Below are 14,538 nucleotides of genomic sequence, written 5' to 3'. Positions count from 1 at the left end.
GCAAGGCTGCGGGAGGCTTTATAAATGATGAAGCTGCAATTGAACGGCGCCTGGCGGATGCGCCGCACCGGCCAACCGGAATGGTTGGCCGCCACGGTACCGGGATCGGTCTTCAACGACTTGCTCACGGCGGGCCGGATCGCCGATCCGTTTTACCGCGACAATGAGGACCAGGCCAAGGAGATCGCGGCCTATGACTATGAATATGAACGGGAGTTCGAGGTGGACCGGGCCGTCCTGGACAGCGACAAGGTCTTCCTGGTCTGCGAGGGGCTGGACACCTTCACCGAAATCACGGTGAACGACCGCTATCTGGCGGCCACCGACAATATGTTCCGCCGTTACGAACTGGATGTGAAGAGCCTTTTGAAGCTTTGGACCAATGTCATTCGCGTCACCGTCCGCTCGCCGCTCCGCTACATCGAGGAGAAGGACCGGGAGCAGCCGCTGTATCACGCCACCGGCTCGATGGCCGGCTATCCTTATCTCCGGAAAGCCCATTACATGTTCGGTTGGGACTGGGGCCCGCAGATCCCCGACGCCGGAATCTGGCGTCCGCTGAGCCTCTGCGCCTACCGTGACGCCCGCATTGAGGACGTCTATATCACCCAGGACCATGGGGACGATGGAGTCTTCCTCGACATCCGGGTCCGGTTGCGAAAATGGAGCGCCGCGCCTTGCCGGATCGGCGTCCATCTGATCGCGCCCACCGGCGAACGCACCAGCGTCGCAATGGATGCGGCGGACGACGAGAACCATCTGCGGCTGGCCGTCGCCGATCCCCGGAAATGGTGGCCCAACGGCTACGGCGAGCAGCCGCTCTACGGAGTGGAGGTGGTGTTGTGGCAGGAAGGCGCGGTGCTTGACGAACGGCATTGCCGGATCGGCCTGCGGACCCTGCGGCTGAAGCGCGCCGCCGACCGGTGGGGCGAGACTTTCGAGTTCGAGGTGAACGGGGTCTCCATCTTCGCCATGGGCGCCAACTACATCCCCGAGGATAACCTGCTGGCGCGTTGTACCCTGCAACGGACCGAGCAACTGATCCGGGATTGCGTGGCGGCCAATTTCAACTGCATCCGGATCTGGGGCGGCGGCGTCTATCCGGCCGACGAGTTCTTCGACTGCTGCGACCAGTACGGCCTCATCGTCTGGCACGATCTGATGTTCGCCTGCGCGATGTACCAGGTGACCCCGGAGTTTGCCGAGAGCATCCGCAGGGAAGTCACGGACAACATCCGGCGCATCCGGCATCATGCCTGTTTGGGAATGTGGTGCGGCAACAACGAGCTGGAATGGTTCTGGACCGGCAAATTCAAGGACAAACCGGCCAAGCAGAAACACGACTATGTGAAACAATTCGAGGAGCTGCTGCCGGAAGTGGCCGCGGCCGAGGATCCGAACACTTCGTATTGGCCGTCTTCCCCCTCTTCGGGCGGCTGGTTCGACGATCCTAACGACGAAAACCGGGGCGACGTCCATTACTGGGATGTCTGGCACGGCCTGAAACCCTTCACCGCCTATCGCGACTTTTACTTCCGGTTCACGTCGGAGTTCGGGTTCCAGTCCTTTCCCTGCCTGAAGACGGTGGAATCTTTCACCCTGCCGCAGGATCGCAACATCTTCTCCTATGTCATGGAGAAGCACCAGAAGAATCCGGCGGCCAACGGCAAGATTCTCTACCATATCGCGGACAATTTCAAATACCCCAAGGATCTCGACTCCCTGCTCTACGCCTCTCAGGTGCTGCAGGGCGAGGCCATGAAATACGGCGTCGAGCACTGGCGGCGGAACCGGGGCCGCTGCATGGGGACGATCTACTGGCAGCTCAACGATTGCTGGCCGGTGGCCTCCTGGGCCAGCATCGACTATTACGGCCGTTGGAAGGCCTTGCACTACTTCGCGAAACGGTTCTATGCGCCGATCCTGGCCTCGGCCTGCGAAACCGGCTCCAAGGCCGACCTCTATGTCAACAACGACAGCTTGGCCGCGATCCGGGGCCGGTTGGACTGGAAGCTGCTACACAACGGCTCCGGCGCCGTACTGGCCGAGGGCGGGATCGACGTAGCGGTGGCGCCGCTCCGGGCCGAATGCTGCCTGCAGTTGGATTTCGAACAGGCGCTGCCCGACCAGGCGACCCGGATGAATGTCTATCTGGCCTATTCCCTCACCGTGGACGGGACTCCCGTGGGGGCGGGGACGGTATTGTTTGTCAAGCCCAAACACTTCGAGCTCCAAGATCCCCGGATCCAGTGGGAGGTCGAAGCGACGGACGGCCAATATGTCTGCCGGCTCCGGGCGGAGTCGCTCGCCAAGTACGTCGAGCTGGACAGCGCGGCGTTCGACTGCCGCTTCAGCGACAATTACTTCGACCTCTGGCCGGGCGAAACGCGGCGCATCGTCATCGACCGGGCCAGTCTGCCCGCTGGGACCGGTCTGGCCGAGTTGCGGGAGGGACTGAAGGTCCGCAGCTTGTTCGAGATTGCCTAGAAGCGTTGTGATAAACCCCGTCCGAAGGTCGGGGTGAACACAAAAGCTCAGAGAAGCAAGTGTAGAGTCGTTTTTTAGTCCATTGAATTGAAAGAGTGATTTCCGAATTTGAGGACTTTATCACAACGCTTCTAGAAATATAGATTCAGTGGAAACAGCCGCATTAGAAGGGATGGGATGGTATGAGCGGGAGGCTTCTTCCGAATCCTCAAAGCATGACCGAAATGACCGGCCGGTTTCAGCTCCGGCCGGAGATGCGGATCCTTTTGGATGCCGCTTACCCCGCCGGCCTGTTGGAGACCGCGCTGACGCTCCAGCGCGAGGCGGCCGCGGCGTCCGGGATCCGGCCGGCGCTCGGCCGGGCCTTTACGGGCCGGACCGAACCGTACGGCATCGTGTTGACCATGGCGGGCGGGCCGCCGGAATCCTACACGCTCTCCATCGAACCGGCGGCGGTGCTCATCGCCGGGGCGGACGCGGCGGGACTCTTTTACGGAGTCCAAACCCTGCGGCAGCTCTTCCGGCTCGAGGGCGGAGAGCTGGCCTGCCGGAAGATCGCCGATTACCCGGCTTTTCGTTACCGGGGCTTCATGCACGACGTAACCCGCGGCAAAGTGCCGACCCTGGCCACCCTGAAAGAGCTGGCGGACCGGATGGCCTTTTATAAACTGAACCAGCTCCAGCTGTATATCGAGCATAGCTTCGCTTTCGGGAGCCAGTCCGAGGTCTGGATGGGGCAGGATCCGCTCACCGCCGAGGAGATCCTGCGTTTGGACGCCTATTGCCGGGAGCGCCATATCGAACTGGTGCCGTGCCTGTCGACCTTCGGCCATCTCTACCAGGTGTTGCGGACCCAATCCTTCGCAGAACTCAATGAACTGCCCGGGGATGGACGGGACTACTCCTGGATCGACCGCCAGCACCATCATACGCTCGATGTCTCCAACCCCGGCAGCATCGCCTTCGTCAAAGGGATGATCGACGAGTTCCTGCCCTTGTTCACTTCCGACAAATTCAACATCTGCTGCGATGAGACCTTTGACCTCGGCGAGGGCAAGAATCGGGAGCTGGCCGCAAAAGTCGGCAAGGGCCGGCTGTATGTCGATTTCCTGAAGCAGATCATCGCCCACGTCCAGTCCTACGGCAAGCAGGTCCTGTTCTGGGGCGACATCATTCTGAATCATGCCGAATTGTTGCCGGAGCTCCCGCCGGAGGTGGTCGCCCTGAACTGGAACTACAGCGCCGAGGCCACTCCCGAGGGGACCCGGACCTTCGCCGCCCACCGCATCCCGCAGTATGTCTGCCCCGCGGTCGACGCCTGGGACCGGCTCATCGCCAATCTGGAAGGGTCGTTCCGCAACATCGCCAAAATGGCCGGCTACGGCCGGGAATACCAGGCTCTGGGCGTGCTGAATACCGACTGGGGCGACCACGGCCATATCCAGCCGCTGGCGGCGTCGATCCCCGGGATGATCTACGGGGCGGCCTTCTCCTGGAATCCGGCGGAGCCGGGGACCCAGCCGGAGTTGGGAGCGGCCATCGCCCGGATCGAGTTCGGCGACGCCACCGGGCAACTGTTGGAGATCCTGGACGACATCTCCCGGAAAGCCCCTGTGACCTGGTGCGACATTGACCTCTGGTATGAAAGGCGGTGCGGCCAGACCTGGGGAGAGGCGATGTTGCGCCAAACCATCGCCGGATGGACCGAGCGGGCTTTGGCCGAAGGATACGCCGCGGCACAGCGAGGAGCCGAGCGGATCGCCGCTCTGACGGGCCGGGTGCCGGATGAACGGCAGCTCGACTTGCGGGAGTTGCAGATGGCGGCGCGCGGCACCGCCCTCTTCCAGGCCCTCGGAATCTGGATCAAGAGCGCGGAAGAGGGCCGTCCGCCGGAGCAAGCGATTCTCAGCCCCGGCGCACTGGCGGCCGCTTTCGAAAACTGGTTCGGCGAGTACGCCGAACTCTGGCGCGCCCGGAACAAGGAGAGCGAGCTGTACCGGATCCGCGAGTTTTTGGCCGGAGTCTGCCGGGTGCTGCGCGGCGGTAAGGTTTGAAGGCCGCAGCGGTGAGCCGGTTTACAATGATCCCTGCTCAAAAAGAAAAAATTTTTCCGGCGTTGAAACTAAATGGCTGTGGGAACGTTATGATCAGATAGAAACCCAAACTTTTTCACTTTCACCCCCCTTTTTAAAACCCGACGGAGCGGTTTTCGGACCTTCCGCCGGGTTTTTATTGCTCCGGAATGATGCTCCGGCATTCCGTCCAGCCGCCCCAGGCTTCGACCGGTCCGGGGTCCCCGCCCTCCATTCCGGATCCGGGCCGCCATGCAGCCATCATGATCCTTTCGTCCTTTAAAAGAATAACCACCATGCTTCGGCGCAGATAAAACAATGTTTGATCCACTTCAAAGCCTTGTGCTTTCCCCTTTAAGGGGCAAGGGGTCGCACTTCGACATTTTCATCCTTCAACTTTGTTGGCTTATCCACAAAAAGAGCTTGTTGAGCGACTGAGCAAGCTCGCTTATCCACAAAAAGAGCTTGCTGAGCGACTGAGCAAGCTTGCTTATTCACAAAAAGAGCTTGTTGAGCGACTGAGCAAGCTTGCTCATCCACAAAAAGAGCTTGCCGAGCGACTGAGCGAGCTCGCTCATCCACAAAAAGAGCTTGCTGAGCGACCGAGCGAGCTTGCTTATCCACAAAAAGAGCTTGCTGAGCGACTGAGCAAGCTTGCTTATTCACAAAAAGAGCTTGCTGAGCGACTGAGCGAGCTTGCTCATCCACAAAAAGAGCTTGCTGAGCGACTGAGCGAGCTTGCTCATCCACAAAAAGAGCTTGCTGAGTGACTGAGCGAGCTGATGATTATGGGTCGTTTTTTGGGCCAGCGAACTCACCCCTTGAGCCACCTGGGAGCCAGTAGTCGCCGGAGTGCCTTTCCCCTCTCTTTAAAGGAAGCGGATCAAGGAAGTGGAAGAAAGGGGAACCATGTTTGACCGTTGTTTTTGTAACTCGATCTTTGAACCCCGGTAAAACAAGGAAGCGGACGAAGGAAGTCGAATCATAGTTATATTTGGAAATCATCGGTTGCGGACGAGGAGATGGGATGAATGGCGGAACGGACTGCTGAACGTCAAAAACTCTACAGCTTGCTGGGGGACCTGCCGCCCCGGGAGCGTGGGGTTACCGCGGAAACCATCAAGGAAACCGAGTATGAATCGTATCTTGTCGAAACGCTGGTCCTCGATCTGAACGGGCTGGAGCCGGTGCCGGCCTATTTTGTGAAACCCAAAAAGATCACCGGAAAACTGCCGGCGGTCCTGTACAATCACGCCCACGGCGGCGAATATGAGATCGGCAAGGAAGAATTGCTGGCCGGGAGGAAATTTCTACAGCGGCCGGTCTACGCGGCGGAGCTGGCGGGGCGGGGCTATGCGGTGCTCTGTATCGACGCCTGGGCTTTCGGCGAACGGCGCGGCCGGACCGAGAGCGAGATCTTCAAGGGGATGTTATGGTCCGGCCAGGTGCTGTGGGGCATGATGGTTTACGATAGCCTCAAGGCCGTCGATTATCTGACGCTCCGGCCGGAGGTTGACGGCGGCCGCATCGGCACGGTGGGGATCTCGATGGGCGGGATCATGGCCTGGTGGCTGGCTGCGCTGGATGAGCGGATCCGAGTCTGCGTGGATCTGTGCGCGCTGATCGATTTTCAGACGCTCATCGAAAGCCGCGGCCTGGACCGGCACGGCGTCTATTCTTACGTGCCCGGGCTCTTAAAACATTTCAGCACCGCAAGCATCAATGGTTTGATTGCCCCGCGGCCCCATCTCAGCCTGGCCGGGCAGGCCGACCTGCAGACGCCGGCGGCCGGCGTCGCCAAGATCGACCGGGAGATGCGGATCGTCTATCAAAATTACCAGCGGCCTGAGGCCTGGCAGGTGAGAAGTTACAGCCACAGCGGGCACTATGAGACCGCGGCGATGCGCCGGGAAGTCCTGGCCTTCTTCGGCCAGTGGCTCTGATCATGAACCGGCGGCTTACCAACCTGCCCATCAAAACCAAGTTGCTGCTCGGCTTTCTGCCCGTGATCATCCTGGCGGTCTTTTTAACCGGCCTCTGTTCCTATCTGTCGGCGGTGCGGCAGTTGCGGGAGAATGCCTATTACCTTTTGCAGGATACCATCCTCCAGACGAATGGGATTATCAATGACAAATTGACCACGGCTTTCGGACAATTATACGCCATCGAAAATGACCGGGCTTTTAAAAACGCCCTGCAGCTGAGCGCCGAACGCCCCGGAACCGACGCCGACAGCTATCGGCGGATCGTCAATTATATCAACCTGAACAAGACGTTCAACGATATCTACCTCAATTATTTTCAGATGATCGACTCCATTTACGCGCGGCTGAACGACGGCAGCGAGTTTCAATTGCAGCGGGAGTCCATCCCGAAGCGTACCGGCATCGCTATCGACGAATGGCTGCAAAAATACCAGGGATCGCCGACCGGTTATTATTGGTTGAACCGGCACCGGGATACGGTCTTCGATACAGTCAGTCCCAGACAGGTCATGAGCGTTTTTAAACTGATCGGCCGGAGCGATTCCCGCGTCAACGGCATCGTGCTGCTCAACCTGAAAAGCGCTTATTTCTATCAGCTGTTAGCCAACATCAAAGTCAGCCCCAACGGCTATCTGGCCCTGATCAGCCCGGATGGGATCTTATTCTCCCGGAAGGCCAAGGAAGAGTACGGCATCGGCCGGCCGGAGATCGCCTTGATCCGGAAACGGGCGGGCGGCGAGGGAAGCTTCACTATCCGCAGCGTAAAGAAGCGGAAGATGCTGGTGTTTTTTAACACCCTGCCGGTCAACCAGTGGCTGATTGCGGCCATTGTCCCGGAGCGCGATATTTTGGAGAAAGCCGGCCAGATCAAGTATATTTCATTGCTCATCATCTTGCTGCTCATCTTGATCTCGACCGTCGTCGCAACCTTTCTGGCCGGCAGTATGTCCAATTCCATCAGTTATCTGTCGCGGCAGGTTCGCAAGGTGCAAAACGGCGATCTGGAGGTGCGCTTCGATATTAAAGACAGCAATGAGATCGGCGTGTTGGCGAAAGGCCTCTCCGAACTGCTGGGGAGCGTGAAAAATCTGCTGCGCCAGGTGCGGGAGGAGCAGGAGCAGAAACGCAAAATGGAGCTGCTGGCCCTACAATCCCAGATCAATCCCCATTTTCTCTATAACACCCTGGCCTCGATCAAACATCTCATCGATCTCAATGAAAATCAAAAAGCCAGTACCATGGTGAACGCGATCACCCGCTTTTTTATGATCGGGATCAGCAAAGGCAAGGAGCTGATCCTGCTCCGGGAAGAGCTGGAACATGTCCACCATTATCTGACGATTCAGAAGATCCGCTATAGCAAGGGCTTAGATTTCCAATTCGCAGTCAGCGAGACGATCCTGAACAGTCCGATTATCAAGCTGACGTTGCAACCGATCGTGGAAAACTCAATTTATCATGGGATCAAAAATAAGATCGATCCGGGGCTGATTCGGATCACCGGGTATCAGGGGGCCGACGATATCGTCATTGAGATCAGCGATGACGGCGTGGGAATCGAACCGGAACGGCTCCGCCAATTGACCGAGTCGCTGGAAGTGCCGGAGCTGGCCGCCGAACCGATCACTTTCGGCTTACGCAATGTCAATCAGCGGCTGAAGCTGCACTTCGGCCGGGAGTACGGGCTGCAAATCACGAGCGTTGTGGGAGAAGGAACCAAGGTAACCGTGCGGTTGCCTTTTGCGGGAGGATGTCCGGACAGTGGAAAACATGTTGAAAGTATTGATCGTGGATGATGACGAAGTGATCCGGCTGGGAATCGCCAAGAACATCCGTTGGGAGGAGCACGGTTTCCAAGTGGCGGCTACCGCCGAAAATGGGCTGGAAGGACTGGAACTGGCGAAAACCCATAAACCGCATATCGTGCTCACCGATATCCGGATGCCTTTCATGGACGGTTTGGAGATGAGTGAACGGATCCACGAGGGTTTGCCCCGCGCCAAAGTGATCTTTCTGACCGCTTACGATGATTTTGAATACGCCAGGAAAGCGCTCCACTTAAAAGCGAACGGCTATATTCTGAAATACGCCGCCAATCAAGAGATCTTGGATGCGGTCATCAAAGCCCGCGCCGAACTGATCGAGGAACGAAACTGGCGGGAGAGATCGGACCGGGCCAATTTGCTGCTGCGCCGTCAATTCCTGAACGATCTGCTCCGGGGGAAGGTCGCTGAAGCGCAACTGGCAGAGGAGGCCAACCTATTCAACATCTCTTTTCCGGGCCGGCAATTTTGCGTGGCGGCGCTCGCTGTCGCCGAGCCGGAAAACGGCGCGGCTGGGAAAGACCAGCGGGACCCGGAGTTAAGTTTTCAGTCCATCTATAACGTCTGCGGTGAATTCATCGCTGAAGAGGGTCGGGTGATAGCGCTGGTTGAGGCCAGACCTTATCTCCAGCTGATCTTCAATTGCAAGGAGAGCGATGCCGAGTCCAACGACCGTATCGTCGATGCGCTGGAAGAGATTCAGCAACGCCTCAAGAACCGGCTGAAAATGACTTTGGACATTGGAGTGGGCAACCTCTATGAAGGCCCTCGGAATATTCCATTGTCGTATCAGGAAGCGTTGCAGGCCTTAGAGATGCGAACGATTCTCAAAAAGAGCGGCATCATCCATATTGACAGCATTCGTCATAACGAAAGTTCTCAGGTGGCAGTCTTCAAAAAGATCGTCGATTATGTCTACCGGAACTTCAATCAGAAGAACCTTTCCTTGAATCAGATCGCGAAGGAAGTCCACGTATCCCATACCTATATCTGCACGCTCTTTAAAAAGTATATGCGGGTCAACCTCAGCGAGTATCTGATGCAAACCCGGGTTGAAAAAGCCAAGGAACTGATCCGGAACACCGATTTAAAAACCTATGAAGTGGCTGAGAAAGTCGGTTATAGCAACGCCCAGTATTTTAGCGTGCTTTTCAAGAAATACACCGGCTACACGCCGACCGAGTTCCGGAATTCATGACGCTGTAAAGAAAGAGTGAAAGATAACAAACAATCTGTCGAATCCGCTTTATTACATCGCGCGGCGGTTCGGGGTACAATCGAAATATAGGCAACGGCATGAGTCCTTCGCTAGCGAGGTGTAGTAATGATTCAATCGGGAAGCGAGCCGGGCCGGGCTCTGAAAGCAGCAAGCAATCCATCCGGCCGTAAGAGTGAAAAGTATTTTCCATACCTGCTGATCGCGCCCACTGTGATTCTCTTGGGCATCCTCATTTTTTACCCGGTAGCCAGCGTATTTCAACTGAGCCTTCAAAACTTCTCTTATGCCCGGTTGTATGAGGCGGGCTTCGCCGGTTTACAAAATTTTCAAACCATCTTCGGCGGCGACACCCTTTTTTACCCGGCTTTGCTGCTTACGGCAAAATGGGTCTTCTGGGAGGTCTTTTTACAGCTGGTGCTCGGTTTAGCCGTCGCCTTACTGCTGAATCAGGTCTTTAGGGGGCGAGGGCTTGCCCGAGTCCTGGTGTTTGCCCCCTGGGCCGTCTCCGGCGTGCTCACGACGATGCTCTGGCTGCTAATCCTCAATCAGCATATCGGACTCTTCAATTACGTCCTAAAAGACACGGGAGTCCTCAAGGATACCGTGGCCTGGCTGGGGAATCCCAACACGGTTTTTCCCGCCATCGTGATCACCGAATTATGGAGGGGGTTGCCGTTCTTCGCCATCACCCTGCTGGCCGCCCTCCAGACCATCCCGCGGGAGATCTATGAGTCCTGCGCCGTCGATGGCTGCAGTCCGCTAAAAAAATTCTTTTATATCACTTTGCCTTACCTAAAAGGGGCGATTGTCTTTACGACCCTGATGCGGTCGATCTGGGAATTCAATTCGATCGATATGATCTTCACCTTGACAGGGGGCGGGCCGATGCGGCTCACGACCACGCTGCCGATCTATCTGATGCAAACCGCGGTGGTTGAGGGCAATCTCGGTTACGGTTCGGCGCTGGCGGTCGTGATCTTCGGCATCCTGTTGCTCTTTGCCGCGCTCTATCTCAGTCTCAACAAGTTCGGGAGGGGTATCGATGAATAAAACCAAGCTGAAGAGGTCCGTCCGCCGGATAATATCATTGTATCTGCCCCTGCTGCTGCTGCTGATCTTTGTGGCGACCCCTTTTCTCTGGGCCCTGGCTACCTCGTTGAAGCGGGGGGGTGACGTCATGACCGGCATGGTGCGCTACCTTCCGAATCCGCCGACCTTGGAGAACTACGGGTACGTCTGGACCAAGAATCATTTTATAACCTACTTCAATAACAGCCTCTTTGTGGCGGTGATCTCCGTACTTTTCGTGCTGCTCTTTTCGTTATTGAACGCCTATGCCTTAAGCCGCTTTGAGTTCAAAGGAAAGAAACTGTTCATGTTGCTCATCCTGGCCACGCAGTTTATCCCGGGGGTTATGATCATCATTCCGCAATTCATCATCTTTAAGAATATCGGCCTGATCAATACGCCGTACGCCTTGATCATTACCACGATCGCCGGTTCCATTCCGTTTCAGACCCTGTTGATGAAGGGCTTTATCGATAATGTCCCCGTGCAAGTGGATGAAGCGGCCATGGTGGACGGAGCCACCCGGGTAAGGATACTGGCGACCTTGATACCGCCGGTTATTCTGCCGTGCATGGTCGCGATCGCTTCATTTGCCTTTATCAATAGCTGGAACGATTTCTTGCATGCTTTCTCATTCATTACCGACCAGAACAATTTCACCATTCCGGTGGGGCTGCGCTACATGATCGGTGAATACAGCATCGACTTCGCGTCATTGTCCGCGGGAAGCTTGATCGCGCTGATACCGCCGCTCATCTTGTTTGCCTATGTTCAGAAATATCTGATCAGCGGGTTGGGATCGGGAGCTGTCAAGGGCTAATGGGGCTCAAAACCGCCAGAACCGGTGCGGTTGATAAAATAAAAGGGAGGAAAAGAGAAAATGTTTCGCAGAACGATCAATTGGATGATGGCTACGGTCTTGCTGGTATCGCTGGGATTTACCGTCTATGCCAAGCCCGCGGAGAAACGGGTTACCATCTCCTACTGGGGAGTGAATATTACGCCGGAACGGGAGCAAGTCATCCGGGAAGATGTGATCAAACCCTTTGAGGCCAAATATCCCAATATCAAGGTCAATTTTCTCGGTTTGCCCGGCAATGCCAAGGATTATAACCAGAAGCTCGACATGGCGCTGGCTGCCGGAACTCCTCCGGACATCGGCCATATCATTACCGAATCCACTTATATCGCCAAAGGCGACCTGGTGCCTTTGGACAGCTATTTAAAGAAGTCCGGCTTGAAAGGTAAATACAGCAAGGATGTCCTGAATAACCTCAAGAATCTGGACGTCAAGAAACACCGGCTCTACGGCCTGCCGATCTCGGGAGGGCCGGGGTGGATCGTCTGGGCCCGCAGCGACTGGTTTAAAGAGGCGGGCCTCAAGATCCCGGAGAGCTGGGATGAATTTTTCAGCAGCGTCAAAAGACTGAATGATAGAACGAATGGCAGATATGGCCTGAGTATCCGGGGCGGCAACGGGAGCGCCTTATTCATTGAGTATTTGATGTACTCCTATTCGGGGATCACCGAATTCTTCACCAAAAAAGGCAAATGTACCGTCAATGATCCCAAGCACGTTGAATTCGTGGAAAAATATCTGAGCCTCTATAATGGGGTCACCCCGGAAGACGATATCACCAAGAACTGGGTGGAACTGGCGGCGACCTTCCAGTCGGGGAAAGCCGCGACGATCATTCATAACCTGGGTTCGGCGGCTTCCCACGAGAAGGCGTTTGGCAGCGATTTATCCAAGTTTCAAGCGTTTTTCCTCAAGAGCCAAAAAGGCTATCTGAACTTGCCGGCGCCCAACCCTTCCGGCCTGGTAATGTTCAAGCTGTCCAAGAACAAAGACGCCGCCTGGAAGTTCATGGAGTTCATGGCCTCGAAGGAACAGGCATCGGCTTGGGCGAAAATCCTGGGTGAGATTCCGGTCAATCAAGATTGCGTCCATGAGAGCTGGCTGCAGGAGAAGCCCTACATGAAAGTGGGCGTGGCCGGATTTACCGGAGCGCGGACCCATTTTTACGCCGCCCCCTATTACCTGCCGGAATATAGCACGATCCGATCGGGCGTGGTTGAACCGGAAATTCAGGCCGTCATGCTCAAGAAGCTGACCGCTAAAGAAATGTTGGATGACTGGGCGAAACGGCTGGAGAAAGCCAAGGCCGATTTTGACGCCGCCATGAAGAAATAAGCTCAGCATTACCCAGTCGGAAACTGGCCGGAGAAATAACGGTAGGCTACCGGGCAGCTTCAGCGTCTCAGGTAACCTACTGTTTTTCTTTGGTGCGATTTTGAGGGAGAAGAAGCGACCATGAAACAAGCCCCCTTTTACACGAATCCGGTATTGACCGGATTCTTTCCTGATCCTTCCGTGGTCAGGGTGGGTGAAGATTATTACATGGTGAATTCCACGTTTGAGTATTTCCCGGCGATTGTGATCAGCCATTCCCGGGATCTGGTCCATTGGGAGATTATCGGCCACGCCATCACCCGGGACGATTATCTGGATCTGAGCGGTATCGATGATTCGCACGGAGTCTGGGCGCCAGACCTCTCCTATCATAACGGGAAGTTTTATATCTTTGCCACGCTGCGCCTGAACGGGGAGATTGCCGAGGCCGGCCGCAAGATCATCCGGCGGCAAATGATCCTTACCGCCGACCGGCCGGAGGGTCCTTATTCCAAACCGCTCTTTGTGGATGTCGACGGGATCGATCCCTCCCATTTCGTGGATGACGACGGGACGCATTATATGGTGTTACACCAGGGGAGGCTCCTCCGTTTAAACCGGGATTGCAGCGCGGCGGCGGGAGAACCGGTCACGCTTTGGCAAGGGACCGGCGGCAAGTCGCCGGAGGGCCCCCACCTTCTGAAGAAAGACGGTTTTTACTATCTTATGCTAGCGGAGGGCGGCACCGAGTACGGCCACCGGGTCACCATGGCCCGCTCCCGGAATCTCTACGGACCTTATGAGCCCAGCCCCTACAATCCGGTGCTGACCCAGACCGATCCGGACGCCCCGATTCAAAGGGCGGGCCACGGCAAGCTGGTTCAGACGCAAGGAGGCGACTGGTGGATGGTTTACTTGTGCGGCCGGCCCAATCAAGGCCGGTTTACCACCTTGGGCCGGGAGACGGCCTTGGATCCGGTGCGGTGGACCGAAGACGGCTGGCTACTGGTGAATGAGGGCAAGGGCCCGAGTGCGATCCAAACCGTTCCCGGCCTTCCGGCGGTCCGCTATGCGGAGCGGTTTCGGGATGACTTTGACTCGGTGAAGTTGAGCTTCGATTGGCAGTTTGTGCGGAACCCCGATCCCGCGGCGTGGTCACTGAAGGAGCGCCCCGGTTATTTGCGGATTCTCACCGGCAATGCGGCGCCGGGTTCCAAAGAAGCGCGCAATATCATCTTGCGCCGCGAAAAACACCATCGCTATTCCGCCGGCTTGAAACTGGAGTTTCATCCCGGCTGCAACGGGGAAGAAGCGGGACTCATCTGTTATCGGGGGCTTTATTCCTTCATCGCCTTATGCCTGATCTATGAAAACGGCTTAAAAGTCCGCTTGATCGAAAACCGGAACAATATCCGCCGTTGTCTGGGGGAGAGCGAGAGTATCCGGCGGAATCAGCTTTTCCTGAGAGTTTCGGTGGACCGACAGCTGCGGGAGTTTTATTATCGCGATGAGCTGCAGAATTGGAAAATGGTAGGGCGGGTGGACGATGCCTCTTTCTTAAGCGATGAAGGGATAACTATCGGGAAACACCATACCGGCACACTGGTGGGGATGTATGCCGCCAACGGCGGGAACGGCAACCGGGTCGCGGCGGATTTTGACTGGTTTGAGTATTGTCCCGGTGAATAACTCCAGCCTTAAAAAAGCAGAC

Annotated in this window: 10 protein-coding genes; all 10 read left to right on the top strand. The window is 56.5% G+C overall.

From position 1 onward, the window contains the following. Positions 1–24: 24 nt before the first annotated feature. Positions 25–2,487: a beta-mannosidase gene (locus EDC14_RS10095; RefSeq protein ID WP_132014169.1), complete on the top strand. Its 2,463-nt coding sequence runs from the start codon at positions 25–27 to the stop codon at positions 2,485–2,487. 182 nt (positions 2,488–2,669) lie between these two features. Further along, the gene (locus EDC14_RS10090) at positions 2,670–4,541 is read left to right on the top strand and encodes a beta-N-acetylhexosaminidase (RefSeq protein ID WP_132014168.1); all 1,872 of its coding nucleotides are present in this window, start codon (positions 2,670–2,672) and stop codon (positions 4,539–4,541) included. A gap of 419 nt (positions 4,542–4,960) precedes the next feature. Next, positions 4,961–5,329: a hypothetical protein gene (locus EDC14_RS10085; protein ID WP_132014167.1), complete on the top strand. Its 369-nt coding sequence runs from the start codon at positions 4,961–4,963 to the stop codon at positions 5,327–5,329. Positions 5,330–5,590: 261 nt separating this feature from the next. After that, positions 5,591–6,502, top strand: coding sequence for a dienelactone hydrolase family protein (locus tag EDC14_RS10080; RefSeq protein WP_132014166.1), 912 nt, complete (start codon positions 5,591–5,593; stop codon positions 6,500–6,502). A gap of 2 nt (positions 6,503–6,504) precedes the next feature. Next, positions 6,505–8,340: a sensor histidine kinase gene (locus EDC14_RS10075; RefSeq protein WP_132014165.1), complete on the top strand. Its 1,836-nt coding sequence runs from the start codon at positions 6,505–6,507 to the stop codon at positions 8,338–8,340. Beyond that, positions 8,315–9,565 (top strand): response regulator, encoded by a 1,251-nt coding sequence (locus EDC14_RS10070; protein WP_243662882.1) that lies wholly within the window; start codon positions 8,315–8,317, stop codon positions 9,563–9,565. Before EDC14_RS10075 ends, EDC14_RS10070 begins: the two co-directional genes overlap by 26 nt. 126 nt (positions 9,566–9,691) lie before the next feature. Then, positions 9,692–10,636 carry a carbohydrate ABC transporter permease gene (locus EDC14_RS10065; RefSeq protein ID WP_132014163.1) on the top strand — a complete coding sequence of 315 codons (945 nt, stop codon included), beginning with the start codon at positions 9,692–9,694 and terminating at the stop codon, positions 10,634–10,636. Continuing rightward, positions 10,629–11,474 (top strand): carbohydrate ABC transporter permease, encoded by an 846-nt coding sequence (locus tag EDC14_RS10060; protein WP_132014162.1) that lies wholly within the window; start codon positions 10,629–10,631, stop codon positions 11,472–11,474. The genes EDC14_RS10065 and EDC14_RS10060 overlap by 8 nt, the downstream gene beginning before the upstream one ends. 60 nt (positions 11,475–11,534) lie before the next feature. Beyond that, complete coding sequence (locus tag EDC14_RS10055) at positions 11,535–12,848, top strand: ABC transporter substrate-binding protein (protein WP_132014161.1); 1,314 nt, start codon at positions 11,535–11,537, stop codon at positions 12,846–12,848. A 120-nt stretch (positions 12,849–12,968) separates the two neighbouring features. Then, positions 12,969–14,516 (top strand): glycoside hydrolase family 43 protein, encoded by a 1,548-nt coding sequence (locus EDC14_RS10050; RefSeq protein ID WP_132014160.1) that lies wholly within the window; start codon positions 12,969–12,971, stop codon positions 14,514–14,516. The last annotated feature ends 22 nt before the right edge of the window (positions 14,517–14,538 follow it).

It is taken from the genome of Hydrogenispora ethanolica (assembly GCF_004340685.1).
Taxonomy (GTDB): Bacteria; Bacillota; UBA4882; order UBA8346; family UBA8346; genus Hydrogenispora; species Hydrogenispora ethanolica.
Note: the sequence above shows the minus strand (reverse complement) of the source record. Positions and strands in the feature narration are given on the sequence as shown.

Excerpts from the sequence above, each read along its gene's own strand:
- EDC14_RS10065 (WP_132014163.1), top strand. The coding sequence starts at position 9,692 with ATGATTCAATCGGGAAGCGAGCCGGGCCGGGCTCTGAAAGCAGCAAGC.
- EDC14_RS10075 (WP_132014165.1), top strand. The coding sequence starts at position 6,505 with ATGAACCGGCGGCTTACCAACCTGCCCATCAAAACCAAGTTGCTGCTC.
- EDC14_RS10070 (WP_243662882.1), top strand. The coding sequence starts at position 8,315 with ATGTTGAAAGTATTGATCGTGGATGATGACGAAGTGATCCGGCTGGGA.
- EDC14_RS10080 (WP_132014166.1), top strand. The coding sequence starts at position 5,591 with ATGGCGGAACGGACTGCTGAACGTCAAAAACTCTACAGCTTGCTGGGG.
- EDC14_RS10095 (WP_132014169.1), top strand. The coding sequence starts at position 25 with ATGATGAAGCTGCAATTGAACGGCGCCTGGCGGATGCGCCGCACCGGC.
- EDC14_RS10055 (WP_132014161.1), top strand. The coding sequence starts at position 11,535 with ATGTTTCGCAGAACGATCAATTGGATGATGGCTACGGTCTTGCTGGTA.
- EDC14_RS10060 (WP_132014162.1), top strand. The coding sequence starts at position 10,629 with ATGAATAAAACCAAGCTGAAGAGGTCCGTCCGCCGGATAATATCATTG.
- EDC14_RS10050 (WP_132014160.1), top strand. The coding sequence starts at position 12,969 with ATGAAACAAGCCCCCTTTTACACGAATCCGGTATTGACCGGATTCTTT.
- EDC14_RS10090 (WP_132014168.1), top strand. The coding sequence starts at position 2,670 with ATGAGCGGGAGGCTTCTTCCGAATCCTCAAAGCATGACCGAAATGACC.